Source organism: Erythrobacter sp. JK5, from assembly GCF_018205975.1.
GTDB lineage: Bacteria > Pseudomonadota > Alphaproteobacteria > Sphingomonadales > Sphingomonadaceae > Erythrobacter.
Genome location: NZ_CP073577.1, coordinates 500,467 through 527,305 on the forward strand (window position 1 = coordinate 500,467; position 26,839 = coordinate 527,305).

Below are 26,839 nucleotides of genomic sequence, written 5' to 3' on the forward strand. Positions count from 1 at the left end.
GGGGGAGTTGCGGCACTTCGATATGAACGACGTGTTATGGCAGACTTATGGCAAAGTCGCGAAACAGCGGCGCAAATTTCCACGTATCGGCGGGGTTAGTCGACCCATGCCGACTCTGGTTCAATCCAGTTTCGGCGGGAAGCCCGGCTCGCACTTCGCCATCGCACGCTGATACGCATCGCGAGAGCCGATCCGCTGGAGGTACGCTTGCAGGTTCGGCAGGTGGTCGATTGTCATGTTGTTGAAGGCGCGGCTGGTGGTCAGCTGGAATACCATCATGATGTCCGCCGTCGTCAGTTGCGAACCGCCGAAATAGTCGGCTTCGCCCAGCCGGGTTTCGATCTGCTCCCACGCATTGGTCACGCGCTTGGCCAGCGGCGGAGGCATCTGCGCACCGACCGCATTCACGGCGATCTGCATCATGCCGTTGGTCATGAAGGTCGCGTTGGCGAAGTGGAACCAATAGAGGTGATCGGCGAAATCGGGGTGTTCGGGGCCTGGCACCAGATCGGTATCGGGCGCATACTTGCCGATGATGTATTCTACGATCGCGCCGCTTTCGCCGAGCACCAGGCTTTGTCCGTCTTTGGCGTCGGTGATCACCGGAGCAACCTCCATCGGATGCAGCGCCTTCAGTTCGGGCGGAGCCAACCGTGTGTCGGGATCGCGATTGTAGAGCTTAAGTTCGTAATCGAGCTCCAGCTCCTCGAGCAGCCAGACGATGCGTTCGGATTGCGAGATCCGCAGATGGTGGACGGTCAGCATGGGGCGAAATCCTCTCTACTCGTTTCGCGCCCACCCTTTGCTGGCCGGTTCGAGGCTGTCGAGAAAATTCTGCGCGCTATCGAGGTAGTCCTGCCGTTTGCCTTCGTCCATCCGGTCCCAGTTGGAATAGATCCGCCCGATCCGGTGGTTGCTCTCCAGCCGATCGCGGTGGCGGTCCATGAAATGCCAGTACAGCGGGTTGAACGGGCAGGCGCCGTCGCCGGTCTTCTTGCTGACCGAATAGCTGCAGTCCTTGCAGTAGTCCGACATCTTGTTGATGTAGTTTCCACTCGCCGCGTAGGGCTTGGTCGCGAGCTTGCCGCCATCGGCATAGAGGATCATGCCGCTGACATTGGGCAGCTCGACCCATTGATACGCATCGGCATAGACCGCCAGATACCAGTCCTGCACGTCGCGCGGGTTGATCCCGGCGAGCAGGCAGAAATTGCCGAGCACCATCAGCCGCTGGATGTGGTGGGCGTGGGCGTTGGCCTTTGTCGAGCGGATGCAATCGGCGAGGCAGCGCATGTCGGTTTCGCCGGTCCAGAAAAACTCGGGCAGGCCGCGCTGGGCGTTCAGCTGGTTGTCGCTTTCCAGCCCCGGCATGTGCAACCAGTAGAACCCGCGAATGTATTCGCGCCAGCCGATGATCTGGCGGATGAAACCTTCGACCGAATTGATCGGCGCGCGGCCATCTTCGTAGGCCTGTTCCGCGCGCTTGCAGAGCTCCAGCGGGTCGAGCAAGCCGCAATTGATGCTGGTCGACAGCATCGAATGGAACATGTCGTCTTCGCCATGCACCATCGCGTCCTGATAGGGCCGAACTTCTCGATCCGCTCGGCGAAGAACGCGTCGGCGGCCTTTTCGGCGTCGTCTGACGTGACGGGCCAGCCGAACGGTTCGAGATCGCCGAAATGATCGCCGAATTTCTCGCCGACGAGGTCGATCACTTCCCGGGTAGTTTCGTCGGGCTCGAACTTGGGAACCGGTGGCGGGTCCATTTCTTCCTTGGGCGGTTCGCGGTTGTCCTTGTCGTAATTCCAGTCACCGCCGACCGGCTTCCCGCTATCTGTCATCAGGATGCCGGTCTTGCGCCGCATTTCGCGGTAGAAATGCTCCATGGTGAGGTGCTTGCGCCCCTCGGCCCAGTCCTGGAATTCGGCATGCGAGCATAAGAACCGGTCGTCGGGGAGGATATCGACCGGGCAGGCAAACTTGTCGGGCCATTCCTCGATGGCCTGCTGCACCCGCCATTCGCCCGCTTCGACGACGTGAATTTCGCGGGGGTCGTGGCGCTCGACCGCACGCGCGACTTCGCCGGTGAAGCTGCCCGAATTGTCGTCGTCGGTGAGTTCAACGTAATCGACCGTCCACCCGGCATCGCGCAGCTCTTCGGCGAAATGGCGCATGGCCGAAAAGATCAGGACGATCTTCTGCTTGTGATGTCTGACGTAGGTCGCCTCGTCCCAGACCTCCATCATCAGGATGACGGTGTCGTCCTTGGTGCGTCCGCGCAGCGAAGCGAGCGTGCGGTTCAGCTGGTCGCCAAGGATCGGGACGAGGATTGGGCCAGAGGTGGTATTGTTCGACATGCCGCATCAATGAATGGCGCGGCGATTGGTGCCTCAAACGAAGCTGTACGGATCGATATCGATGCCAACCCGCACGCCCGGCGCGAAGTCCTGACCGCCGACCCAATGGTTCAGCACCTGCTGGAGGTTTGCCGAGCGTCGGGCGTTGACCAGGAAGCGATAGCGATAGCGACCCCGCAGCAGCGACAGCGGGGCGGGGGCCGGGCCGAGGATGTAGAGGTCGTCGAGATGGGGGCGGGCATCGCCCAGCCGCACCGCAGCCTCGCGCGCCTCCTTCTCGTCTTCGCTCGACAGGATGATTGCGGCCCAACGCCCGAAGGGCGGGGCACCGGCATCGCGTCGAGCCTCGGTTTCAGCCTCGTAAAAGGCGTCGCGGTCACCGTTTGCCAGCGCCGCGATCACGGGCGCTTCGGGGTGACGCGTCTGAATCAGGACCTCTCCCGGTTTCTCACCACGGCCTGCGCGTCCGGCGACCTGCGCAACCTGCTGGTAGGTGCGCTCGGCAGCGCGCAGGTCTCCGCCTTCGAGGCCGAGATCGGCATCCACCACGCCCACCAAGGTGAGTTCGGGAAAGTGAAACCCCTTGGTCACCAGTTGCGTGCCGACGATCACGTCGATCGCCTTGGCTTCGGCCTGCGCAATGAATTCCGCCGCGCGTTCGGGCGAGCCGAGCGTGTCCGACGTGGCCACCGCGACCCGCGCTTCAGGGAACAGTTCGGCGACCTCATCGGCGATCCGTTCGACTCCCGGACCGCAGGCGACGAGGCAATCGCCTTCGCCGCATTCGGGACAGGTCTCGGGCGGTTGCGTCTCCAGCCCGCAATGGTGGCAGGCGAGTCGGGCGGAGAGGCGGTGCTCGACCAGCCACGCGCTGCAATTGGGGCATTGGAAGCGATGCCCGCAATTGCGGCACAGGGTCAGCGGGGCATAGCCGCGGCGATTGAGGAACAGCAGCGATTGTTCGCCCGCTGCCAGCCGCGCCTCCAGCCCCTCGATCAGCGGGGCCGAGAGCCAGCGGCCATGCGCAGGCTTCTCCTTGGTGAGGTCGACCAGCTTGATATCGGGCAGCTCTGCCCCGCCGAACCGGCTCGGCAGCTCCAGCTTCGTGTAGGTCCCGATATCGGCCATGTGCAGGCTTTCGAGCGCCGGGGTCGCGCTGGCGAGTACTACCGGGATGCCCTCGAACCGGGCGCGCATCACCGACACGTCGCGGGCATTGTAGCGCACCCCGTCATCCTGCTTGAAGCTGATCTCGTGCGCCTCGTCGACCACGATCAGGCCGAGCTTGGCATAGGGCAGGAACAGCGCCGAGCGCGCGCCTACGATGACCTGCGCGCCCCCGTTCTTTGGCCCCTCCGAAATCGCCCGCCACGCCCGCCGCCGCTCGGTCGACTTGAGCGAGGAATGCCACAGCACCGGCGGCGTTCCGAAACGCTGTTCGAATCGATGGAGGAAGTTCTCGGTCAGCGCGATTTCGGGCAGCAGCACCAGCACCTGACGACCAAACCGCACCGCTGCGGCGATCGGTTCGAAATAGGTTTCGGTCTTGCCCGACCCGGTTACGCCGTCGAGCAGGAATGGCTCGAAAGTCTGCTCCTCGACCGCCTGCACCAGCCGTTTCGCCACCGCCATCTGGTCGGGAGAAAGAGCTGGCTGATGGAAATCCGGATCGGCAGGCGGGTAGGGGCGATCGATCGCCACCGTCACCGGCTCGATCACCCCCTGGTTGACGAGACCGCGCAGCACCCCTTCGGAAACGCCCGCGATCCCGGCAAGCTCGCGGATCGTGCCTTGTTCCCCGTCGAGCGCCTCGATTGCGGCGGCGCGCTGCGGGGTCATGCGCTCCGGCACGCCGCCCGACAGGCGGTACTCGGTCATGGTCGCAGGCCCGCCCAGTGCACCGCCGCTCGACAGGACCATCCGGGCGACGCTCGCCAGCGGGGCGCAATAGTAGTCTGCTGTCCACTCGATCAGTCGCCGCAGCGGCTTCGAAATTGGCGGCACGGGAATGATCTCGCGCAGCGCGCGCAGTTTGGAGGCGTCGACCTGCTTGCCGGGGAGCCTGCCTTCATCCCACACGATCCCCGTAACGGTGCGCGGGCCGAGCGGGGCGACGACGACGCTGCCCGGCGCGACAGCCATCCCTTCTGCCAGCTTGTAATCGAGCGGGCCGAGTGCTGCATTGAGGACAAGGAGTCGGACGCGGTTCATAAGTGCCTGCGCAATATGGGAGCGTGGGGCATCAAACCACAAGGAGAGGGGTCATGGATATGAACGTTCGCGAATTCGGGGATCACGGTCGCAGGGATGCGCTGAAGCTGGGTCTGGGCGGCGCGCTGCTGCTGTCGCTGCCAGCCTGCGCGACCACGCAGGGCTTCAGCCTCACCGAAGCGATCCGCCGGTTGCTGCTGCTGTCGAGCGAGCGCGCCTTCGCGCGGCTGACCGCCCCGGACGGCTATTGGGACGATCAGGTTGCCCGGCTCGGCCTCGGCAATCTGCTCGGCACGCGCGGGGACGTGCTGTCGCGCATTCTCACCTCCGCGCTGTTCAAGGATCGGCTCGAAGATGCCTTCGCCGACATCGCGATCGAGGGTTCAGAACGCGCGGCGCCGCTGGTGGCGGACGCGGTGCGGGTAATCGGCGTCGCCAACGCCGTCGAACTGGTTCGCGGCGGACCGACTGCGGCGACCGAATTGCTGCGCGGCGAGCTGGGCGGCCAGCTGATCGATGCGATGGTGCCTGAGCTGGGCGACGCGATCCGCATCGCCTCAGACCCGCTGGTCGGACAGTTGATCGATGCGGCGGCCGGAACCAATGTCAGCGGCATCGCGCAGCGGCTCGCGGGCAGGATCGACGACGCGATCTGGACCGAGATGGGATCCGAAGAGGCCGCGATCCGGCGCGATCCGGCGCAGACCGGCGATCCGCTGCTGATCGGCGTGTTCGGGGCCGAGCGGGTGCTCTAGCCTCGCAGCGATGGCTGTGCCATCTCCGTCGGCAACGATTCGACACACGCGAGGGGAGCACAGCGCACCATGAAATTCTTCGTCGACACCGCAGAGATCGATGACATCAAGGAACTGGCCGCAACCGGCCTGCTCGACGGGGTCACCACCAACCCATCGCTGATCGCCAAGTCGGGCCGCGATTTCATGGAAGTGACCAGGGAAATCTGCGGGATCGTCGATGGACCGGTCAGCGCCGAAGTCGTCGCGCTCGATCACGCGACGATGATGAAAGAGGCCGAAGTGCTGCGCAAGATTGCGGACAACGTCTGCATCAAGGTGCCGCTGACGGTCGACGGGCTGAAGACCTGCAAGGCGCTGACCGAGGACGGAACGATGGTCAACGTCACGCTGTGTTTCTCGGCCAATCAGGCGCTGCTCGCGGCAAAGGCCGGGGCGACCTTCATTTCGCCCTTTGTCGGAAGGCACGACGACAACGGATTCGACGGGATGGACCTGATCGAGGATATCCGCCTCATCTACGACAATTACGCGTTCGAAACCGAAATCCTCGTCGCCAGCGTGCGCCACGTGACCCACGTGCTCGAGGCGGCGAAGATCGGGGCGGACGTCATGACCGCGCCGCCCAAGGTGATCCACGGCCTGTTCAAGCACGTGCTGACCGACAAGGGCATCGAGGGCTTCCTCAAGGACTGGGAAAAAACGGGACAGACAATCGTTTGATCGATCGTGATCTCCTGCAAAAGCAGGAGTCCAGTTCGCAACGTCGCGATTCTGGGTTCCTGCTTCCGCAGGAACTCACGAGTTGCTAACGAAAACTCAAATGGCTGAAGAATCCCCTCTCGACAGGTTCAAGCAGGCGCTGACCGGAGCCGCGCGGGCGATCGCGCGCGATCCTGAGGTCGAGGTTGCCTGGAGCGCCGATGTGCCGGGCGCGGCGGGCAACCGCTTTCGCGTGCCGCTGCCCGGGCGCGACCTGCCGTCCGATCAGGTGACCGAGGCGCGCGGCTTTGCCGACAGCTTCGCGCTCAAGCTGCGCCATCACGATGCCGGGCTGCACGCGGTCGGCGCGCCGCCCGAGCCGGTGGCGCGCGCCTGCTACGATGCGATCGAGCAGGTCCGCTACGAGGCGCTGGGTGCCAACCGGTTCCAGGGCATCAGGGACAATCTCGACGCCGCGACCGAAATGCGCACCGCGACCGATCAGATCGTCCGCGCGCAGAATTCGTCCGAAGTACCGATCCAGACCGCGCTTGCCTTGATGCTGCGCGAGCAGCTGACCGGCGAGGCGATCCCGGAAAAGGCCCGCGCCGGGATCGATCTGGTGCGCGATTTCATCGAGGATACGGTCGGCAAGGATTTCGCCGCGCTCGGCACCAGCCTCAACGATCAGGAAGCGTTCCAGAAACTCGCGCTCGACATGCTGCGCGAGCTCGATCTCACGCGCCCCACCGACGCGCCCGACGAGGCCGACAACGATGACGGCGAAGACGACGAGGGCGCCGACGACGACCAGTCGGGCGACGAGCAGAACGAAGGCGACGCCGATCCGCAGGCCGCCGAGCTCGCCGGCGAAATGGCCGAGGGCGAAGGCGAGGGCGACAGCGACAGCGAATTCGCGCCCGATGACGACATGCAGGACGGCGAGCCGGGCGAAGAGGGCGACGCTTCCAACGCGCCGGTGCGGCCCAACCGCCCGCAGGCCGAGATTCCCGAGGGGCTCAATTACACCTACTTCACCGACCGTTTCGACGAGGTGATCGAAGCGCCCGAGCTGTGCGATGCCGAGGAACTCGACCGGCTGCGCGCCTATCTCGACAGCCAGCTGACCGGGTTGCAGGGCGTGGTGACGCGGCTCGCCAACCGGCTCCAGCGCCGCCTGATGGCGCAGCAGAACCGCAGCTGGGATTTCGACCAGGAAGAGGGCGTGCTCGACGCCGCGCGGCTTTCGCGCGTGGTCGTCTCGCCCGGCACGGCGCTGTCCTACAAGGTCGAACGCGATGTCGATTTCAAGGACACGGTGGTTACGCTGCTGATCGACAATTCCGGCTCGATGCGCGGGCGTCCGATCAGCATCGCCGCGATCAGCGCCGATATCCTGGCGCGCACGCTCGAGCGCTGCGGGGTCAAGACCGAGATCCTCGGCTTCACCACCCGTGCGTGGAAGGGCGGGCAGTCGCGCGAAGCGTGGCTTGCGGATGGCAAGCCGCAAAATCCCGGTCGTTTGAACGACTTGCGGCACATCATTTACAAGCAGGCTGACGAGCCATGGCGGAGGGCGCGGCGCAATCTCGGCCTGATGATGCGCGAGGGGCTGCTCAAGGAGAACATCGACGGCGAAGCGCTGATGTGGGCGCATTCGCGCCTGATGGCCCGCCCCGAGGAACGCCGCATCCTGATGGTGATCTCGGATGGCGCGCCGGTGGACGACAGCACGCTGAGCGTAAACAGCGCGGGCTATCTCGAAGCGCATCTGCGCGGCGTGATCGAATGGATCGAAGCGCGCTCACCGGTGCAACTCGTCGCCATCGGCATCGGCCACGACGTGACTCGGTACTATCGCCGCGCTGTGACGATCATGGATGTAGAGCAACTCGGCGGCACGATCATGGAGCAGCTTGCGGAACTGTTCGAGGATGAAAAGGGTAAGGGGCGGCGATAATCACAATGGACGGTTTGATGATCGGCTTGGGGATCACGATCCTTGCTTTGGCGATACCGGCAATCATTCGACCTGAGTCACTGCACAAGGAATCGCTCAGGAATCGGAACAGAAGGCTTGAAGAACTGCGCAACGGTGCTCCCGAACGGTACTTCGAGGAGCAGCGTGAGCTGGAAGCCTATCGCCCGCGGTTCGATCCGAGCAGCCGGACCATCAGGGCGTTGGGGTTTGTCGGTGTGACCCTCGGCGTCCTGTCGTTGTTTCAGGGAATTTCTCAATGAACGTAACCGAAGCCGTCACCACCCGTCGCTCCGTACGCGAATTTCTCGACAAGCCGGTTGAGTTCGACACGCTTCGGCGGGTGATGGACAAGGCGCGCTGGGCGGCTTCGGGGTGCAATTACCAGCCGTGGCAAGCCTCGATCCTCACCGGCGAGCCGCTCAAGGACTTGCAGGCGAAGATCACCTCCACGCCGCCGCAAGAGCTCGAATACGATTGGGACGCGCCCAAGGCCGAAGACGCCTACAAGGAGCGGCTCTACGGCATTTCCAAGGGCATGTTCGACGCGCTTGAGATCGCGCGCGACGATGGCGCGGCGCGGATGGCGGCGATGGGCCGCAACGCCACCAGCTTCGATGCGCCTGCGGTGATGTTCGTCTATTTCCCGCGGCTGATGAAGGAGCCGCAATGGTCGGACACCGGCATGTGGCTTCAGACGGTCGCGCTGCTGCTGCGCGAGGAGGGGCTGGACAGCTGCTTCCAGGAATTCATGGCCTACTATGCCAACGTGATCCGCGACCACCTCGGCCTCGACCACGAGCGCACCATGTTCTTCTGCGGCATGGCGATCGGCTATCGCGATCCGGATGCGCCGGTGAACAATTTCGAGCGCGAGCGCGTGCCGCTCGAGAACCAAGTGAAGTTCCTCGGCTGGGATTGACCGAAGCCGCGCAGGGCATCAAAGCGCCACGCCATGACCGACGCGCCTTTACGATTGTTCAACTCGCTCACCCGCGAAATCGAAACCTTCACCCCCGTCCATCCGGGCGAGGCGCGGGTCTACACCTGCGGGCCGACGGTCTACAATTACCAGCATATCGGGAATATGCGCGCCTATGTGTTTGCCGATACGCTGGGACGGACTCTGCAATACAAGGGCTACAAGCTTACCCACGTCATCAACATCACCGATGTCGGCCATCTGACCTCCGACGCCGATGAGGGCGAGGACAAGATGGAGAAGATGGCCGCCTCGCAGGGCAAGTCGGCGTGGGATATCGCGCGGTTCTATCAGGAAGATTTCGAGCGCGATCTGGCGCGATTGAACGTTCAGAAAAAACAGCACCCACGCGCCACCGAATATGTCGAGGCGATGATCGCCTGGGGCGAGCGGATGGCCGACAAGCATTGCTACGAACTCGACAGCGGCCTTTATTTCGACGTTGCGACGGTCGAGGACTACGGGCGGCTGGCTCGCGCTGTGACCGACGAGGGCGAAGGCCGGATCGACACGGTCGAAGGCAAGCGCAACGCCGCCGACTTCGCGATCTGGCGCAAGACCCCGCCGGGCGAGAAGCGCCAGATGGAATGGGACTCGCCATGGGGGAAGGGCGCTCCTGGGTGGCACCTCGAATGCTCGGTCATGGGCGAGAAGCTGCTGGGCTTCCCGTTCGACATTCACACCGGCGGGATCGACCACCGCGAAATCCACCACCCCAACGAGATTGCGCAGAACCAGGCGTTTTGCTGCACCGATGGCCTGCACGTGGCGGAAAACTCCGGCGCGCGGATCTGGATGCACAACAACTTCCTAGTCGAGCGCAGCGGCAAGATGAGCAAGTCCTCAGGCGAGTTCCTGCGGCTGCAATTGCTGGTCGACAGGGGCTACCACCCGCTCGCCTATCGTCTGATGTGCCTGCAGGCGCATTACCGCAGCGAGCTGGAGTTCAGCTGGGAAGGGCTGGAGGCAGCGTTCACGCGCTTGAAGCGGATGGTCATGGCGGTCGAGAAGTTGAAGGCGCGTCATGCCGATCGCGGCGAAAAGGTCGTCTATGGCGACGCTTGGGAACGGCATCCCAAAAGCCGGGAGTTGCTGGAAGCGTTCAACGCGGCGATTGCGAATGACCTCAATACTTCCGAAGCGCTGGTCCTCGCCGAACAGCTTCTGGCCCTGAAAAAGGGCGACACGCATTGCGTACTCTCCGGGCTGGGATCGATCGATTCGGTCCTCGGTCTCGGTCTGATCGACCTGACCCGCACCGACCTGCGCATCCGCCCCAAGAACGCCGAAATCACCGAAGCTGAGATCGAGGACGCGCTCGCCCGCCGTGCCGCTGCGCGTGCGGAGAAAGACTTCGCCACCTCCGACGCGATCCGGGATGAGCTCGCCGCCAAGGGTGTCGAGGTGATGGATGGCGATCCGCTCGGCTGGGAGTGGAAGCTCGCCCGCTAGCCGGATCGCGCCGCTCCCGCCGGGCGGTTGCGGTGGAGCCAGCAATTGATAGAGAACCGCCCGTCGGCAAAGGCGTCTCCCGGAACCGCGGTACGGTTGACTTCGTGCGGGGCGATCGAGGTGAACACCACCAGCCGATCGTGCCTGGGTTCGATCGCCAGCCTCTCCTCCCCCACCAGCGCGTGCAGGATCAGCTCGCCGCCCGAAAACGCCTGCGGCTCGCGATGGAAGTAGTAGACCGCGCTGACGATCCGGTCGGTGGGGGTGTCCAGCACCTTGGTGCGGGTGTCGATGTGGCGGATGAAATGACCACCGTCGCGGGTCGCCACCAACTCGATCTCCATCTGGTCGGGGCGAAACCCGGCGCTGCCCGCGCCGCTCACGATCTCTTCGATCCGGCTTTCAATCGCAGCGCGAAACCCCTTGCGCTGCGCCTTCCAGTCGCCTTCGAACCGGAACGAATGGCGGCTTTCGGAGCGCACCCCGGATCCGGATTCGTTGTTGTAGACCAGCGAGGGGGAAAACCCCGCCTCGTTGGCGAGCGCGAAATCGAGCAGGTCCTGCGCTGCAGCTGCGCCGAGGAACCCGTCGATGATGCAGTGGCTTGCCAGCATCCCCCGACTAGTGCAGCGCTCCCGATGCAAGTCAAGCGCGGGCAGGGCGGGAGAGCCGATCGATGACCAGTTCCAGGACGACCCTTGCGATATCGGGCCTGATCCGCCCGCTGCTCGAGCCGCGCCTGCCCGACGATCTCGACGTGCGCTGGTTCATGACCCACGACGAGGCGCTGGAAGCGGTCACGGGCGCCGAGATCGGCTGGTTCGATTCCAACAACACCGACGACATGGTCAAATCGCTGATGGCGGCGACCGATCTCAAGTGGCTCAATTCGATCTATGCGGGTCTCGATTTCCTGCCGATGGACGTGCTGATCGAGCGCGGGATCACGGTGACCAATGGGGCCGGGATCAACGCCATCACCATCGCCGAATACGTGGTGATGGGTATGCTCACCATCGCCAAGGGCTATCGCGACGTGGTGCGCGCGCAGGATCGCAGGGACTGGCTGCTCGACAGCCCGGGCAAGCGCGAGCTTGCGGGGTCGAAGGCGCTGCTGCTCGGCTACGGTGCGATCGGCCAGCTGATCGAGCCGCGGCTCGAAGCGTTCGATGTCGAGGTGACGGTGGTGCGCCGCAGCGGCGGCGAGGGCGTGCTGACCCCCGACGAATGGCGCGGGAAGCTGGGCGAATTCGACTGGATCATCCTCGCCGTCCCCGCCACGCCCGAAACCGAGGGCATGATCGGTGCGGATGAACTGGCGGCGATGAAATCGGACGCGGTGATCGTCAACATCGCGCGCGGCAGTGTGATCGACCAGCCGGCGCTGATCGACGCGCTCAAGGGCAAGCAGATCGGCGGCGCGTTTCTCGACGTGACCACGCCCGAACCGCTGCCGCAAGACCATGAGCTCTGGACGCTCGACAACGCGCATGTCACCATGCACCTGTCGGGCCGCGCGCAGGACAAGATGTTCCTGCGCAGCGCCGAACGCTTTCTCGACAATCTTGCAAAGTATCGCCGGGGCGAGCCGATCGGGCCGATCTTCGATCCCAAGCTCGGCTATTGAAGCGCGTCGCGTATCCGCCGCAGCGGTTTGCGCGAAACGATTGGCGGGTTCGCCCGTTGATACGGTGTCAATCCGCCATAGGAGAGCGCCCGAATGTCCGACACTCCGAACCAGACCAGAAAGGCGTCCGACCTGCTGGTCGAATGCCTCGAAGCCGAAGGGGTCGAATACATCTTCGGGGTGCCGGGCGAAGAAAACCTCGACCTGCTCGAAAGCCTGGCGGATTCTTCGATAAAGCTGGTGCTGACCCGGCACGAGCAGGGCGCGGGCTTCATGGCCGCAACCTACGGACGGCACACCGGCAAGGCGGGCGTGTGCCTCGCGACGCTCGGCCCGGGCGCGACCAATCTGGTGACCGCGATGGCGTATGGCCAGCTGGGCGGGATGCCGATGCTGGCGATCACCGGGCAGAAACCGATCAAGCATTCGAAACAGGGCCGATTCCAGATTCTCGACGTGGTCGACATGATGGGACCGCTGACCAAGTTCACCCATCAGCTGGCAAGCGGCGACAACATTCCCAGCCGGGTGCGCGAGGCGTTCCGGCTGGCCGAGGAGGAAAAGCCCGGCGCGGTACATCTCGAACTGCCCGAGGATATCGCGACCGAGGAGACCGACAGCCGCCCGATCCCGGCGAGCCAGGCGCGCCGCCCCTCGGCCGAAGCCAAGGCGGTGCGGCAGGCGGTCGAGGCGATCGAAGCCGCGAAGGCTCCGGTGCTGGTGGTCGCGGCGGGCGCGAACCGGCGGATGACCTGCAAGATGCTGCGCGAATTCGTCGAGAAGACCGGTATCCCGTTCGTTACCACGCAGATGGGCAAGGGTGTGCTCGACGAACGGCACCCGCTGTTCCTGGGCTGCGCGGCGCTGTCTTCGGGCGATTTCTGCCACCGCGCGATCGAGGACGCGGACCTCGTCATCAATGTCGGCCACGACGTGATCGAAAAGCCGCCGTTCTTCATGACCGATGCGTTCGAGGGCGATGCGCGCGGACAGACCGACAAGGTCGTCCACATCTCGAACACCACCGCCGAAGTCGATCCGGTCTATTTCCCGCAAATCGAGGTGATTGGCGATATTGCCAACGCGATCTGGCAGATCAAGGAAGCGGTGACGCCGCAGGAGACGTGGGACTTCACCCGCATGCTCGAATATCGCCAGGCCGAACACGCGCATTCCACGCCGCTGGAAGAGGACGAGCGGTTCCCGATCTTTCCGCCGCATCTGGTGTGGCAGGTGCGCCGCGCAATGCCCGAGGACGGCATCATCTGCCTCGACAACGGGATCTACAAAATCTGGTTCGCGCGCAATTACACTGCGTATCGGCCCAATACCGTGCTGCTCGACAACGCGCTGGCGAGCATGGGCGCGGGGTTGCCGAGCGCGATGATGAGCGCGATGCTCTACCCCGATCGCCGGGTGATGGCGATCTGCGGCGACGGTGGGTTCATGATGAATTCGCAGGAGCTGGAAACCGCCGTGCGGCTGGGGCTGAACCTGACCGTGCTGATCTTGCGCGACGATGCCTACGGCATGATCCGCTGGAAACAGAAAAACATGGGGTTCGAGGATTACGGCCTCAAATTCGGCAATCCCGATTTCGTCGAATACGCGGCCAGCTACGGCGCGCACGGCCACCGGGTGACCAGCAGCGAACACCTCGCCGATGTGCTCGCCCAGGCCGGCGAGGGCGGGGGCGTGCACGTGATCGATTGCCCGGTCGACTATTCGGAGAACGACCGCATCCTGAACCACGAGATCAAGGAACTGAGCGCGGCGCTGTAGGGCCGCAAGCGAGAACCACCATGCCCCAACTCAAAGACACATACCCGCTCTACCTCAACAACCGGGCCGAGCAGCCCAACACGGATCTGGCGGTGACCGACAAGTATACCGGCGAGGTCGCGTTCCGGGTCGCGCAGGCCGATGCCGAGACGATCGACCGGGCGATCGCCGGGGCGGTGAACGCCGCCGAACCGATGGCGAAACTTGCCAGCTACGAAAAGCAGGATGTGCTGATGCACTGCGTCAATCGCTTCAAGGAGCGGTTCGACGAGCTCGCCTATGCGCTGTGTGTCGAGGCCGGCAAGCCGATCAACGACAGCGAGGGCGAGGTCACCCGGCTGATCGACACCTTCCGCATCGCCGCCGAGGAATCGGTGCGCAATTACGGCGAGATCATGCCGCTCGACATCTCCGAGCGCGCGAAAGGCTATTCCTCGATGTGGAAGCGCTATCCGATCGGGCCGTGCAGCTTCATTTCGCCCTTCAACTTCCCGCTCAATCTCGCCGCGCACAAGATTGCCCCCGCGCTCGCGGTCGGATGCCCGTTCATCATCAAGCCCGCTTCCAAGACCCCGCTGGGCACGATCATCATCGGCGAAGTCTTGGCCGAGTGCGACGTGCTGCCGGAGGGCGCGTTTTCGGTGCTGCCCGCCAGCCGCGACGGCGCGGACCTGTTCACCGTGGACGAACGGCTCAAACTGCTGAGCTTCACCGGCTCGCCCGCCGTCGGCTGGGAGCTGAAGGCGCGTGCGGGCAAGAAGAAGGTGATCCTCGAGCTCGGCGGCAATGCGGCTGTGGTGGTCGATCACGACGCCGATCTCGACGACGCGCTCGAACGGATCATCTTCGGCGCGTTCTACCAGTCGGGCCAGTCCTGCATCGGGGTGCAGCGGATCATCATCCACGAGGACGTGTACGACCGCTTCAGGAAAATGCTGGTCGAAAAGACCAGAACGCTCGTCGCGGGCGATCCCAAGGATCGCGACACCTTCATCGGCCCGATGATCTCGGAGGGAGAGGCGGAGCGGCTCAAGGGCTGGATCGACGAGGCCGTGGCAGGCGGCGCGACGCTGCTGACTGGCGGCGGATTGTCGCGCGGCAACATGCTGGAGGCGACGCTGCTCGAGAACGTGCACCGCGACGCCCGCGCCTTGAACGACGAAGCCTTCGGCCCGCTGGCGATCCTGCAGAAATTCGGCACCTTCGACGAAGCGCTGGCCGAGGTGAACCGCTCGCAATTCGGGCTGCAGGCGGGAATCTTCACCCGCGACCTGTTCAAGATGTTCGACGCGTGGGACCGGCTCGAAGTCGGCGGGATCGTCATCAACGACGTGCCCAGCTACCGGGTCGACAACATGCCTTATGGCGGGGTGAAGGATTCCGGCCTCGGCCGCGAAGGCATCCGCTTCGCGATGGAAGACATGAGCGAGATCCGGAACCTGATTGTAAGGCGGACTTGATTTCGTTTCGCAGGCCCATCCGGGCCTGCGTCCTCGGGGCAGCTCCTCCGCTTCGCTACGGTGCCCCTGCGGGCGCGCGGTCGCGCTTGCGGCCCGCCGATGGCGTGCCGATTGTCGCTAGCTCTCCTCCAGCAGCAACAGCACCGCCGTCACCACCATCCGCTCGTCCGCGCCGAAGCGGTGATCGACTTCGCGCACGGTGGCGTCGGCGACCAGTTGGCCGGGGATGCGGAACTCGTGTTCGGCCAGGTTGGCGATGAAGTCCTCCCCGACCTCGACCGCGTCGCGCCCGTCGAAATCGAGCATCACTTCGTGACGGGTGCCGGAGAAGGTGATCGAGGACCACGCCTTCTCCTCATGGCTGAGCAGGCTCGCGCGTCCCTCTGCCAGCATCAGCAGCGCCTCGCGCACCCGGTCGGCGGTGGTGCGCCGGGGGCGGTAGCGCCGGCCGCGCGGGGCGGGCGAGGGGACGGGTTCGGCGGATTTGGTCTCGATGAGCGTTTCGGTCAGCACGGTTGCGCTACTCCCTTGGTCTGCGTGTTGGCGAAGTCGCGCATGAAGGCGCGGGTGCGTTGCTCGGTGGCGGGCCTGGGCACGCGGCCCATGCGCAGGTCCAGCACGAAGCGCGGATCGTGCGCGGCCAGCCGCCCGAACTTGGTCGCGGCCATGTCGTGCTCGCGCATGAATTTTTCGACGTCGCGGATCAGCATGTGAACTCCCTGTTGCGGTTGGATCGAGCCGGCGAATCGCCCGATGTTCACTAAACGTTCCACGCGAAATCCTACCGAGCTATCCCCTTGCCATACGTAATAATCTGTGGCATATAATGGGGCATGAAAACGAAACCTCAGACCATTGCTCAATTCTTCAAGCGCTTCCCGAATGACGAGGCTTGCTTGCAGCATCTTTTCGATGTTCGGTTTGGACAGGGGCACGAGTGCCCGAAGTGTAAGCGGGCCTCTAAGTGGTTCCGCATCAAGGCTGAGCGTGCGTTCTCGTGCCAATGGTGCGGCCACCACCTGCATCCGACCGTTGGCACTCCTTTTGAGAAGTCCCGCACGTCGCTTCAGCTTTGGTTCTATGCAATCTTTCTGTTCACCACCACGCGCAACGGTGTGGCCGCTAAGGAACTCCAGAGACAGCTAGGAGTGACCTATAAGACCGCATGGCGCATGGCTGATCTAATCCGCAAGCACATGGCCGATGTTGACGGTGACAAGCCAATTGGCGGCGCTGGCACCATCGTAGAGGCTGACGAGACTTACATCGGGGGCGAAGCGCGGGGCAAAGGCTCCGGCTACAAGAAAAACAAGACAATCGTATTCGGTATGCTTGAGCGCGGCGGCGATGTTGTCACCGAGGTTGTCCCCAATCGCGGGATCAACGCGCTGGTTCCGACCATGCTCAAGCATGTTGACCGCAACACGGAAGTCCACACTGACGAACTCGGTTCGTATGGCTACCTCTCGCTTGAAGGCTACGATCACAAGCGCATCAACCATAGCAAGGGCGAATACGTCGATGCAAACGGTGTAGGCGTGAACTCAATTGAGGGCTTTTGGGCGCAGTTGAAACGCTCGATCTCCGGCACTCACATTCACGTGAGCGGCAAGCACCTCTGGAAATACGCTAAGGAAGCGGAATACCGCTTTAATCGTCGTCACCGTCCTGAGGTGATGTTTGACGAGTTGGTTGAGACTTTCCAGCCATAGCCTCAACGGTTCGATTGAAGGCTTCCATATCGCCTTTCACCTCAGGGTGTTCGGCGATGAACTCACTCAGCTTGTTCTGCCGGATCGCTTCTTTGAGATTCATTTGCCATATCCTCTAAAGCATCAAGGACGCGATCAAGGCGCTGGTCTTGCGCGGCATCCTTCTCTGCTTGCTCAACAGCTGTTTCAGTGACTTGGCCCTCTATCGCAGCCCCGGCCCCAAAGGCATCACTCCACAACGCCACGATAGCAATAATCGCAGTGATTATGGTGGCAACTGCCCCTGCGATATAGTTCCTGAATGTTTCCTTCGTCGGCATTTTCCCTTCAGCCGTTTCAAGGCTGGTCGTCAACTTGTCGATGCTGCCACTAATCTCACTGTTCGCAACCTTGCGGTCAGCCTCAGCCTCCCTGAATGCGGCCAGCACGTCGCGCACCTCCGCTTTAAGGTCAGCGTTTATTACATCGACCTTCGCCTCTACGCTTGTCATGCGGTTTTCCAGTTGGCGGAAACGGTTTTCGTTTCTGTTGTCGGTGCCGCCCTGGAACTGTCGATAGTCCGGCCCACCTTTAGGCTGCGGGAAGCCGCCGAAAGTAATTTCGTAGTTCGAGGAGCCATCGTTTTGCATGGATCGCTCGCTATTATTCCGTTTGACCCGCTGCACTCACAAGCCATTCGCCCAGCGCTTTGACTTGGTTCTTTGGCATCGCAATTGTCGCCACGGTCTTTCGGACAAGCTGGCCGTCCTCGATCACAAACTCCAAGAGCGAAAATTTGGCGGTGTGGCTGCCAATCATGAGATTTCCGGCTGCATCCATATAGACCGTTGGCGCATTCGCATCCGCCTTTGAGGCGGGCAAGTCGCCAGTTTCGCCTTCCTGTGAGACGAACTGTGGCTTGGCGCTGTGATCTGTGTCCGACATGAACCCTCCTGATTCGATCACCGGGTTCTAGCTTAGCCTCTGACATTCCAACAATTCCTTTTCTACCTATGCTGAGGGGATACCTCGGAAATCCTACTTGTCTAGGAAATTTCTTTCATGTAGGAAGGAAATATGAACCAAACCGCAGACAACTTGCCCAAAGGCCCGCGCAAGCGGTTGCTCGAACTGTCGCAGGAGCGCGGCGCGAGCCTCAAGAGCCTGTCCGAGATGCTCGACCGAAACCCGAGCTATCTCCAGCAATTCATTACCAAGGGTTCGCCCAAGAAGCTGGAGGAGCAGGACCGGCGCACGCTGGCGCGGTTCTTCGGCGTGGCGGAGGTGGAACTGGGTGCGGTTAAGGATAATTCCTATATTGACGCAGTGTCCAAGCCGAGTCGCGACGACTGGGTCGAGGTTCCGCGGCTCGATATCGGCGCATCGGCGGGGCCGGGCGCACTACCTAGCGGCGAAGCGGTGTTCGACGCCTTTCGCTTCTCGCGCCGCTGGCTGGCCGAGCAGGGCTTCGAAGGCGCGCAACTGTCCGCAATCACTGTCGAGGGGGACTCGATGGAGCCGCTGCTCAACGACGGCGACGAGATCCTCGTCGACCGCGCCCCGCACCCGTTCCGCGACGGCGTGCATGTCGTGCGCATGGGCGACACGCTGATGGTCAAACGCGTCGCCAGCGCCGGGAGCGGTCGGCTGGCGCTACTCTCGCAAAACCTCGCCTACCCGCCGGTGAGCGTCGAGACGGAGGATGTGGAGATTATCGGGCGGGTGGTTTGGAAGGGGGGGCGGATATAATGGCCGCCGATCATTCGTTTCTTCGTCACCCCGGACTTGATCCGGGGTCGGGCTGTTTTCGACGCGAGAAGTAAGCCTTGCCCCGGATCAAGTTCGGGGCGACGACGGCCATATCCATGCGCTCGGCAGCTTGCTTTTCTACCAAGCCGCAGCCATTTCCCCCGCATGACCGACAAACCCACCCTTCCCATGCGCGCCGCCATCATCCCGGTGACTCCGCTGCAGCAGAATTGCTCGCTGATCTGGTGCACCAAGACGATGAAGGCCGCGCTGACCGATCCGGGCGGCGATCTCGACCGGCTCAAGGAAGGCGTCGCCAAGGCGGGTGTGACGCTCGAGAAGATCCTCATCACCCATGGCCACCTGGATCATTGCGGGCAGGCGGGAATGCTGGCGGACGAGCTTGGCCTGCCGATCGAAGGGCCGCACAAGGGCGACCTGTTCTGGATCGAGCAGCTCGACAATGACGGCGCGCGCTATGGAATGGTGGCCAAGAGCTTCGAGCCGACCCGCTGGCTGGAGCATGGCGACACGGTGACGGTCGGCGAATTGACGCTCGACGTGATCCACTGCCCCGGCCACACGCCGGGGCACGTCGTGTTCTTCCACGAGCCGAGCCGGTTCGCGATCGTCGGCGATGTGCTGTTCCAGGGCTCGATCGGCCGCACCGATTTCCCGCGCGGCAACCACCAGGACCTGATCGACGCGATCACCCAGCGCCTGTGGCCGCTCGGCGAAGACGTGACGTTCATCCCGGGCCACGGCCCGACCAGCACGTTCGGGCAGGAGCGGAAGACGAATGCGTTTGTGTCGGATTATGCGTTGGCGTGATCCATACGTCGCACGCCTTCCGGCGGCTTCTGTCTACATCACCCCAAGCCCGATCAGGACGGCAACAACCGCCAGCCCCAGCAGCGTCAGCATCGAAATGATCGTCCCGATCATCCGGCCCTTGGCGAGCGCTCCGCCGTCCATCCCGAATCCGTGCGCAACCCGGCCGAGGATGAACAGCCCGGCGACATAGGCGAGCCAGGGGTCGCCTCTGCCCGACAGTTCGATCACCGCGAGAAGGATCAGGACAAACGGCGCGTTCTCGGTGAAGTTGGCATGCGCGCGCATCCGGCGGATGACGTTCACGTTGTCTTCGTCGCCCACAAAGATCTTTTCCGCCGCGCGCACACGCCCCACGCGGACCATCAGCCAGACGTTCAAAATCGCTGCGGCAGCCGCCGCTGCGAGCGTCACCGGTAAGAGCATCATGCAGGTTCCCCTCGAATAATCCTTGCGCGCATTGCTAGGCGGACCCACATGGCCTTGCAACGCACGAATTTTTCGCTATAGCGCGCGGCTTCCCGCCATTCTGGCCAGGACGCCCGCACTGGCGAAAGCTTGTGCGAGGGCAGGGCTTGGCCTAGGGCGGCTTTCGAGACGTAACGTCAAGTAACGCACAGACACGTATTTATTTGAGGAAGTGGTGCCGCCATGGCTGTCCCCAAGAGAAAAGTATCGCCCCATCGCCGCGGCAATCGCCGGGCACATGATTCGCTCAAGGTCGAAGCGCATCACGAGTGCTCGAACTGTGGCGAACTGAAGCGCCCGCACAATCTGTGCCCGCACTGCGGCTATTACAACGGCCGCGAGGTCGTCGCCGTCGGCCTTTAGGTCTGACCAGCGATTGCAACCGGAGAAAGTGTCATGAACCTGCCGCGTATCGCTCTTGATGCGATGGGCGGCGACGAGGGCGTGCGCGTGATGGTCGAGGGCGCGGCGCTCGCCCGTCGTCGGCACGAAGGGTTCAAGTTTCTCCTGGTCGGCGACCAGAAACGGATCGAACGCGCGCTCGATACGCACCCGGGCATGCGCGGGGCTTCCGAAATCCTGCATTGCGAAGACGTGGTCGGCGGTGACGAGCTGCCGAGCCGCGCGATTCGCCGGGCCAAGACCACCTCGATGGGTCTCACCGTCAATGCCGTGAAACAGGGCGATGCCGGGGCCGCGGTGAGCGCGGGCAACACCGGCGCGCTGATGGCGATGAGCAAGATCGCGCTGCGCACGATGCCGGGCATCGATCGCCCCGCGCTCGCCGCGCTGATGCCCACGCTGGAGCCGCACGATGTGGTGATGCTCGATCTCGGCGCCAATACCGAGGCCGACGCGCGCAACCTTGTGCAATACGCGGTGATGGGCGCGGCCTATTCGCGGATCGTCAACGGGTTCGACAAGCCGGTCGTCCGCCTGCTCAACATCGGCACCGAGGAAATCAAGGGCACCGAAGCGCTGCGCGAGGCGGCGGCGCGGCTGCAGGCCGCGACCAGCCAGCCCGATGGCGGCCCGGCGCTCGAATTCGGCGGCTTCGTCGAATCCGACAAGATCAATCGCGGCGAAACCCACGTGGTGGTGACCGACGGATTCTCGGGCAATATCGCGCTCAAGGCGATCGAGGGTTCGGCGCGGTTTGTGACCGACCTGCTCAAGCAGGCTTTCACCAGCTCGCTGCGTTCCAAGCTCGGGTTCCTGGTCTCGCGCCCGGCGACCGAGCTGCTGCGCCATCATCTCGATCCCAACAACCACAACGGCGCGGTGTTTCTCGGGCTCAACGGCGTGGTGGTGAAAAGCCACGGCAGCGCGAACGCGAACGGCGTGGCCAATGCCGTGAACGTCACCGCCAGCCTGCTCGAAAATAACCTCACCGCGCGGATCGAACAGGACCTCGCGGAACTCGGCGAACAGGCGCTGCGCGAAAACGGCACGGTGGCGTCCGGCATGTCCGAATCCGACGAACCCGGCAGCGAGGCTGCGGAGTGACAGGCTCGCGGCTGCTGGGGACCGGTTCGGCGCTGCCCGAACGGGTGGTTACCAACGACGAGCTCGCAGCGCGGATCGATACCAGCGACGAATGGATCGTCGAACGGACCGGCATCCGTCAGCGACACATCGCTGGTGTGGGCGAAACGACTGCCACGCTTGCGACATCGGCGGCGCGTGCCGCGCTCGACGACGCGGGCCTGACGCCCGCCGATATCGATATCATCATCCTCGCTACCGCCACGCCCGACAACACCTTCCCCGCCACCGCGACCAAGGTCCAGAACGCGCTTGGCTGCAACGGCGGGATCGCGTTCGATGTAGCGGCGGTCTGCTCGGGATTTCTCTACGCGATCGCGACCGCCGATTCGCTGCTGAAAACGGGCATGGGCAGTCGTGCGCTGGTGATAGGTGCCGAAACTTTCAGCCGAATTCTCGATTGGGAGGATCGCACCACTTGCGTACTGTTCGGCGACGGGGCCGGGGCGGTGGTACTCGCTGCGCCGGAGCCGGAGGCGGGTGAAGATGGCGATGCACCGGGCGTGCTTGCCACTCGTCTCCACGCCGACGGAGCGCAGCACGATCTGCTGTATGTCGATGGCGGGCCGTCGACCACGCAGACGGTCGGTCACCTGCGCATGAGGGGCCGCGAAGTGTTCCGCCATGCGGTCGTCAACCTCGCCGATGTTCTCAACGAAGTGCTTGAAGATGCAGGAATTTCAGCGGACGATATCGACTGGGTCGTGCCGCATCAGGCCAACGCGCGGATCCTCGATGCGACCGCCCGCAAGCTCGGCATCCCGGCCGAGAAGGTGATTGTCACGGTCGATCGCCACGCCAACACCTCGGCCGCCTCGGTCCCGCTCGCGCTCGATGTTGCGCGCCGCGATGGACGGATCAAGCCCGGCGATCTGGTGATGCTCGAAGCGATGGGCGGCGGCTTCACCTGGGGCGCCACGCTGCTGCGGGTCTGAACCGCTCGTCGCAGCCCTTGTGCAAAACTTCGCGCAAGCGACGCGAAAGTTTGCGAAAAATGCATCCCGGGATATACTGCCAGCTCCTGGGATGGGTCGCGCCGAATTGGGAGAGGTACGCATGATGCGTTCGGTGGGCACACTCACGAGAGCCGATCTGGCGGAAACGATCAACCGCAAGATGGGTTTCAGCCGGGCGGAATCGCTCGATCTGGTAGAGGCAATCCTCGACAAGATGAGCGACGCGCTGGCTGCGGGCGAGAACGTCAAGATTTCCGGCTTCGGCAGCTTCGTGCTGCGCGACAAGAACCAGCGGATCGGACGCAATCCGAAAACCGGCGTCGAAGTTCCGATCACGCCGCGCCGGGTCATGACGTTCCGTGCGAGCCAGCTGCTCAAGGAACGGATAGCCAAAGGCGCATAACGGGAATGGCTGACTTCGAAGACGGCAAGGACGAAGGCGCACTGCGCACGATCGGCGAAGTCAGCGATGGTCTCGGCATCAAGCCGCATGTGCTGCGTTATTGGGAACAGCAGTTTTCGCTGCTCAACCCGCTCAAGCGCAGTGGCGGGCGGCGCTATTACCGGCCCGATGACGTGGCACTGGTCGAACGCATCGATCAGCTTGTGAATCAGGAAGGCTACACGTTGAAGGGTGCCGAAGCGGTTCTGCGTTCCTCCGGGGCGCCGGGCAGCGACCGACGTCAGGCCGATCGGCGCGAGGGAGACCGGCGGGCGACTGCCGATCCCGACGGTGCGCCGGGGCAGGCCCGCGCCGCGCCGGTGCGCGATCTCGGCGATGCCATCGCCCGCTTGAAGTCGATCAGGAGCCGTTTGGCCCGCGCCATCGAAGCGTAGCTTTCGCTGCTACTCCGCTGCCATCAGTTCCGCTTCGCCGAGGTCGACACTGACCAGGCGCGAAACGCCCTTTTCCGCCATCGTCACGCCGAACAGCCGGTGCATCCGGCTCATCGTCACCGCGTTGTGGGTCACGATCAGGTAGCGCGTGCTGGTCGTGCGGATCATCGAATCGAGCAGGTCGCAGAATCGCTCGACATTGGCATCGTCGAGCGGCGCATCGACCTCGTCGAGCACGCAAATCGGCGCAGGATTGGTCAGGAACAGCGCAAAAATCAGCGCGGTGGCGGTCAGCGCCTGCTCGCCGCCCGACAGCAGCGACAGCGACTGGAGCCGTTTGCCCGGCGGCTGGGCGAAGATCTCAAGCCCCGCCTCGAGCGGATCGTCGCTGTCGATCAGCGCGAGATGCGCCTGACCGCCCTGGAACAGCCGAGGATAGAGCTCCTGGAAGTGGCGGTTCACCTCCTCGAACGCGGCGCGCAGCCGCTCGCGGCCCTCGCGGTTGAGATTGCCGATCGAACCGCGCAAGCGGTTGACCGCCTCCGCCAGTTCGGCCTGCTCGCCGGCATTCGCGCCGTGCTCGTCCTCGATCCGTTTCAGCTCCTCGGCGGCGACGAGATTGACTGGGCCGATCCGTTCGCGGCTGGCGGTGAGCCGGTCCATTTCTTCCGACTCGGCGGTGGCGGGCTTCACATCCGCCTCCTCGAACCCGAAGCGCTCGGCGAGCAAAGGCGGCGGGCACTGGAAACGCTCGCCTGAAATCCGGGCCATTTCGCCGCGCCGCTGTTCCTCGTTCTCCGCGCGCGCTGCGAGCGTCGCACGGCCTTCGCGAGCCTGCGCCAGCGCTTCGCCTGCGTCCGCCAGAGCGCGCTCGGCCGTGCGCATCTCGGCTTCGTGTTCGTCGACCGCCGCCTGCGCTGTTTCGAGTTCGGCGGTAAGCCGCGCGCGCATCGCGTCGCCCTGTTCGATTTCGGCCATCAGCGCTGCGGGCTTTGCAGCGATCACCGCGCGTTCTTCCTCGATCTCCTCCAGCCGCCGCGCGGCCTCGGCCATCCGGCGGGTCGCCTCGCCCGAGCGCGCCTGCCAATTGGCCATGTCGGCTTGCTGCGCCGCAAGCCGCTCGCGCGTCACTGCCAAACCCTGATCGTGCGCCGCGAGTTCGGCGAGCGCGGCCTGCACCGCCGACTTCGCCGCTTCGTGTTTCGACTGCGCGGCCTCGAGCGCGGCGCGCCCGGCATCGGGGGCGGGCAGGGCTGCGCGCGCTTCCTGCGCGGTGACGCGCTCCGCTTCGGCGGCATCGCGCTGCTCGGCGAGGTCGGCCGACGACTGGTTCAGCTCCTTGAGCCGGGCCGCGATGCGCTCCCTGGCGGCTTCAGCCTGGTCGAGCCGCCGCAGCGCCTGGCGCTCGGCCTCGATCGCGCCTGCGATGTCGCGTTCCTGCGCCACCAGCGCCGATTGCAGCGCCGACAGCTCTTCGCGCGCCGCGCGCTCGCGGCTTTCGGCCAGCTCGGCGGCGCCGCGCAGGTCGGGCAGGATATTTTCGAGTTCCGACAGGCGATTGGCAGCTTCGAGCTGCGCGGCTTCTGCGGAGCCTTCGCCGCGCGCGATGAACCCGTCCCATCGGCGCAGATGCCCGTCGGTGGTGACCAGCCATTCGCCGGGGCCGAGAGCCCGTCCGTCATCTTCCGCGGCGCAGTGCACCAGCGCGAGCCGGGCGCGCAACTCGTCGGGGCAGTCGGTAATGTGGTCGAGCAAACTGCCCGCGACCGGTTGCGGCGGCGCGCTGCCGGTCCAGAATCGGCCATCGCCGGGGTTGTCGGGCTTGCCCAGTGGAGACTTCGCATCGCGCCCCAACACCGCCGCGAGCGCGCGTTCGTGGCCCTTGGCGACGCGCACCTTGTCGAGCGCGGCGGGCAGCCCCTCACGTGCCGACGCCCGCCTGGCGCGGGCATCGCGATCGCGCACCAGCGCGGCGTATTCGCGCTCGATCCCGGCAAGCTCGGCCTTGGCGGTGGCGAAGCCGGCGGCGGCTTCGTCGCGCGCGGTCTGCAATTCGCCCTTGCGGGCCTGATCGGCTGTGAGTCTGTCGCGCAGCCGGGCGAGCTCCGCCCCGCGTCGTCGGCGGCTTCGCGGGCCTCTGCCACCGCCGTCTCCGCGTCCTCGCCGCCTTCGAGCTCGCGGCGGGTTTCGGCGATCCGTGCCGCTTCGCGCTGCAGCCGGGCGAGCCGCGCTTCGGCCTGCTCGATCGCGGCTTCGGCGACGCGCCACTCGGCTTCGACCCCGGCGTGATCCGCAGTCGCCTTGGCCAGCGCGAGTTCGGCGGCACGACTGGCCCGCTCGGCATCCTCGCTGCGATCGGCGAGGGCGGGGCGCTCAGCCTCGGCCTTCGCAAGCGCTGCGCGGCTCGCCTCGAGGTCCTTCTCGAGCTTCGCCAGCGCCTCGGCCGCGTCGCTGGTCAGCCGGTCGGCATCCTTCCGGTCCTCTTCGAGCCGGGTCTGCTGGCGTGTCAGGTCCGCGAGGCGCGTCTCCGCGGCTTCGAGCTTTTCCGACAGCGCCGCCATCCGATGGCCATGCGCGCTCGCATCGTCGCGCCGGTCGGCAAGTTCGTCGCGTGCCTCGGAGAGCTTCGCCGCGAGTGCAGCCTGCTCGTTCTGCGCCGCATCGACCGCGCGCTTGGCTTCGGCAACCTGGGCTTCAGCGCTTTCCGCGGCGGCACGCGCTTCCTTCGCCGCGTGCGCGGCATCGCGCCAGCGGGCGAAAACCAGCCGTGCCTCGGCGTGTTTGATCTGGTCGGTGAGACTGGTGTAGCGCTCGGCCTGCTTGGCCTGCCGCCGCAGCGAGGCCATCTGCGAATCCAGTCCCGCCATCAGGTCTTCGAGCCGCGCGAGGTTCGCCTCGGTCGAGCGCAGCTTGCTCTCGGCGTCCTTGCGGCGGACATGCAGCCCGGCGATGCCCGCCGCCTCCTCGAGCATCTGGCGGCGTTCGGCGGGCTTGGCGGCGATCACCTGCGCGATCTTGCCCTGGCTCACCAGCGCGGGCGAATGCGCCCCGGTCGCCGCGTCGGCGAAGGTCAGCGCGACGTCCTTGGCGCGCACGTCGCGCCCGTTCACGCGGTAGGCGCTGCCCGCCCCGCGCTCGATCCGGCGGGTGACGACCAGTTCCTCGCCCTCGTCATCCTGGGCATGCAGCACGACCTCGGCAAAGGCGCGTTCGGGCCGTGCCGAGGTCCCGGCGAAGATCACGTCCTCCATCCCGCCGGACCGCATCGACTTGGGCGAATTCTCGCCCATCACCCAGCGGATCGCCTCGAGCAGGTTGGATTTGCCGCAGCCGTTCGGCCCGACGACCCCGGTCAGCCCGGGTTCGATACGCAGTTCGGCCGGCTCGACGAAGCTCTTGAAACCGCTGAGCTTGAGCCGGTTGATCTGCATGAGTGTGCGTTGACCCCCGAGTGCC

General features: G+C 64.5%; 25 protein-coding genes and 2 pseudogenes. 17 read left to right on the forward strand and 10 right to left on the reverse strand.

The genetic code is table 11. The annotated features are described in order from the left end of the window. Positions 1-120: 120 nt before the first annotated feature. From KDC96_RS02315 to KDC96_RS02325, 3 genes and pseudogenes are all read right to left on the reverse strand, one after another. Positions 121-765: a glutathione S-transferase family protein gene (locus KDC96_RS02315; RefSeq protein WP_212450364.1), complete on the reverse strand. Its 645-nt coding sequence runs from the start codon at positions 763-765 to the stop codon at positions 121-123. A 15-nt stretch (positions 766-780) separates the two neighbouring features. Then, positions 781-2,357 (reverse strand): annotated as a pseudogene (locus KDC96_RS02320) (cryptochrome/photolyase family protein). Between the two features lie 33 nt (positions 2,358-2,390). Continuing rightward, entirely contained in the window at positions 2,391-4,568 is a 2,178-nt protein-coding gene (locus KDC96_RS02325; RefSeq protein WP_212450365.1) for a primosomal protein N', read from the reverse strand. Between the two features lie 53 nt (positions 4,569-4,621). Here KDC96_RS02325 and KDC96_RS02330 point away from each other — a divergent pair, with 53 nt between their 5' ends. The 6 genes from KDC96_RS02330 (at position 4,622) to cysS (ending at position 10,437) form a co-directional block, all read left to right on the forward strand. Next, positions 4,622-5,323, forward strand: a complete 702-nt coding sequence (locus KDC96_RS02330) for a DUF4197 domain-containing protein (RefSeq protein WP_249171883.1) — start codon at positions 4,622-4,624, stop codon at positions 5,321-5,323. Positions 5,324-5,392: 69 nt separating this feature from the next. Continuing rightward, entirely contained in the window at positions 5,393-6,046 is a 654-nt protein-coding gene (fsa, locus tag KDC96_RS02335) for a fructose-6-phosphate aldolase (protein WP_212450367.1), read from the forward strand. A gap of 100 nt (positions 6,047-6,146) precedes the next feature. Continuing rightward, a complete protein-coding gene (gene cobT, locus KDC96_RS02340) occupies positions 6,147-7,985 on the forward strand; it encodes a cobaltochelatase subunit CobT (RefSeq protein ID WP_212450370.1) in 1,839 nt (612 codons plus the stop codon). Between the two features lie 5 nt (positions 7,986-7,990). Further along, positions 7,991-8,266 carry a hypothetical protein gene (locus tag KDC96_RS02345; protein WP_212450372.1) on the forward strand — a complete coding sequence of 92 codons (276 nt, stop codon included), beginning with the start codon at positions 7,991-7,993 and terminating at the stop codon, positions 8,264-8,266. After that, on the forward strand, positions 8,263-8,925 hold the full coding sequence (locus KDC96_RS02350; protein WP_212450374.1) for a nitroreductase: 663 nt from the start codon (positions 8,263-8,265) through the stop codon (positions 8,923-8,925). The genes KDC96_RS02345 and KDC96_RS02350 overlap by 4 nt, the downstream gene beginning before the upstream one ends. Before the next feature lie 33 nt (positions 8,926-8,958). Further along, positions 8,959-10,437, forward strand: a complete 1,479-nt coding sequence (gene cysS, locus KDC96_RS02355; protein WP_212450376.1) for a cysteine--tRNA ligase — start codon at positions 8,959-8,961, stop codon at positions 10,435-10,437. On the opposite strand, the gene KDC96_RS02360 is transcribed toward cysS, so the two are convergent. Beyond that, on the reverse strand, positions 10,434-11,051 hold the full coding sequence (locus KDC96_RS02360; protein ID WP_212450378.1) for a 2OG-Fe(II) oxygenase: 618 nt from the start codon (positions 11,049-11,051) through the stop codon (positions 10,434-10,436). The genes cysS and KDC96_RS02360 overlap by 4 nt on opposite strands. 62 nt (positions 11,052-11,113) lie before the next feature. On the opposite strand from KDC96_RS02360, the gene KDC96_RS02365 reads away from it, so the two are divergent. The 3 genes from KDC96_RS02365 to KDC96_RS02375 all read left to right on the forward strand — a co-directional run bounded on the left by KDC96_RS02365 (position 11,114) and on the right by KDC96_RS02375 (position 15,306). Continuing rightward, positions 11,114-12,064, forward strand: coding sequence for a D-2-hydroxyacid dehydrogenase (locus KDC96_RS02365; protein WP_212450380.1), 951 nt, complete (start codon positions 11,114-11,116; stop codon positions 12,062-12,064). Positions 12,065-12,157: 93 nt separating this feature from the next. Next, positions 12,158-13,846, forward strand: a complete 1,689-nt coding sequence (locus KDC96_RS02370; RefSeq protein ID WP_212450382.1) for an acetolactate synthase large subunit — start codon at positions 12,158-12,160, stop codon at positions 13,844-13,846. Between the two features lie 20 nt (positions 13,847-13,866). After that, on the forward strand, positions 13,867-15,306 hold the full coding sequence (locus KDC96_RS02375; protein WP_212450384.1) for an aldehyde dehydrogenase family protein: 1,440 nt from the start codon (positions 13,867-13,869) through the stop codon (positions 15,304-15,306). Between the two features lie 117 nt (positions 15,307-15,423). On the opposite strand, the gene KDC96_RS02380 is transcribed toward KDC96_RS02375, so the two are convergent. Continuing rightward, positions 15,424-15,819, reverse strand: a complete 396-nt coding sequence (locus KDC96_RS02380; protein ID WP_212450386.1) for a hypothetical protein — start codon at positions 15,817-15,819, stop codon at positions 15,424-15,426. Continuing rightward, on the reverse strand, positions 15,813-16,016 hold the full coding sequence (locus tag KDC96_RS02385) for a hypothetical protein (RefSeq protein WP_212450388.1): 204 nt from the start codon (positions 16,014-16,016) through the stop codon (positions 15,813-15,815). The genes KDC96_RS02380 and KDC96_RS02385 overlap by 7 nt, the downstream gene beginning before the upstream one ends. 123 nt (positions 16,017-16,139) lie before the next feature. Here KDC96_RS02385 and KDC96_RS02390 point away from each other — a divergent pair, with 123 nt between their 5' ends. Beyond that, positions 16,140-17,018, forward strand: a complete 879-nt coding sequence (locus KDC96_RS02390) for an IS1595 family transposase (RefSeq protein WP_212450389.1) — start codon at positions 16,140-16,142, stop codon at positions 17,016-17,018. Between the two features lie 62 nt (positions 17,019-17,080). Here the strand turns inward: KDC96_RS02390 and KDC96_RS02395 are convergent, their stop codons facing one another. Next, positions 17,081-17,647, reverse strand: a complete 567-nt coding sequence (locus KDC96_RS02395) for a hypothetical protein (protein WP_212450391.1) — start codon at positions 17,645-17,647, stop codon at positions 17,081-17,083. Positions 17,648-17,660: 13 nt separating this feature from the next. Beyond that, the gene (locus KDC96_RS02400; RefSeq protein ID WP_212450393.1) at positions 17,661-17,942 is read right to left on the reverse strand and encodes a hypothetical protein; all 282 of its coding nucleotides are present in this window, start codon (positions 17,940-17,942) and stop codon (positions 17,661-17,663) included. A 132-nt stretch (positions 17,943-18,074) separates the two neighbouring features. Between KDC96_RS02400 and KDC96_RS02405 the strand changes: the two genes are divergently transcribed. Further along, entirely contained in the window at positions 18,075-18,746 is a 672-nt protein-coding gene (locus KDC96_RS02405) for a S24 family peptidase (RefSeq protein WP_212450394.1), read from the forward strand. A 189-nt stretch (positions 18,747-18,935) separates the two neighbouring features. Beyond that, positions 18,936-19,577, forward strand: a complete 642-nt coding sequence (locus KDC96_RS02410; protein ID WP_212452312.1) for an MBL fold metallo-hydrolase — start codon at positions 18,936-18,938, stop codon at positions 19,575-19,577. A 33-nt stretch (positions 19,578-19,610) separates the two neighbouring features. Here the strand turns inward: KDC96_RS02410 and KDC96_RS02415 are convergent, their stop codons facing one another. Then, complete coding sequence (locus KDC96_RS02415; protein ID WP_371815518.1) at positions 19,611-20,006, reverse strand: MAPEG family protein; 396 nt, start codon at positions 20,004-20,006, stop codon at positions 19,611-19,613. 222 nt (positions 20,007-20,228) lie between these two features. Between KDC96_RS02415 and rpmF the strand changes: the two genes are divergently transcribed. From rpmF to KDC96_RS02440, 5 genes are all read left to right on the forward strand, one after another. Next, positions 20,229-20,408, forward strand: coding sequence for a 50S ribosomal protein L32 (gene rpmF / locus KDC96_RS02420; RefSeq protein ID WP_152435052.1), 180 nt, complete (start codon positions 20,229-20,231; stop codon positions 20,406-20,408). Positions 20,409-20,441: 33 nt separating this feature from the next. Beyond that, entirely contained in the window at positions 20,442-21,551 is a 1,110-nt protein-coding gene (gene plsX, locus KDC96_RS02425; protein WP_212450396.1) for a phosphate acyltransferase PlsX, read from the forward strand. Then, the gene (locus KDC96_RS02430; RefSeq protein ID WP_212450398.1) at positions 21,548-22,525 is read left to right on the forward strand and encodes a beta-ketoacyl-ACP synthase III; all 978 of its coding nucleotides are present in this window, start codon (positions 21,548-21,550) and stop codon (positions 22,523-22,525) included. Before plsX ends, KDC96_RS02430 begins: the two co-directional genes overlap by 4 nt. A 121-nt stretch (positions 22,526-22,646) precedes the next feature. Beyond that, complete coding sequence (locus KDC96_RS02435) at positions 22,647-22,949, forward strand: integration host factor subunit alpha (protein WP_212450400.1); 303 nt, start codon at positions 22,647-22,649, stop codon at positions 22,947-22,949. 5 nt (positions 22,950-22,954) lie between these two features. After that, on the forward strand, positions 22,955-23,383 hold the full coding sequence (locus KDC96_RS02440; RefSeq protein WP_212450402.1) for a MerR family transcriptional regulator: 429 nt from the start codon (positions 22,955-22,957) through the stop codon (positions 23,381-23,383). Positions 23,384-23,392: 9 nt separating this feature from the next. On the opposite strand, the pseudogene KDC96_RS02445 reads toward KDC96_RS02440, so the two are convergent. Continuing rightward, a pseudogene (locus KDC96_RS02445) lies at positions 23,393-26,814 on the reverse strand (chromosome segregation SMC family protein). Between the last annotated feature and the right edge of the window lie 25 nt (positions 26,815-26,839).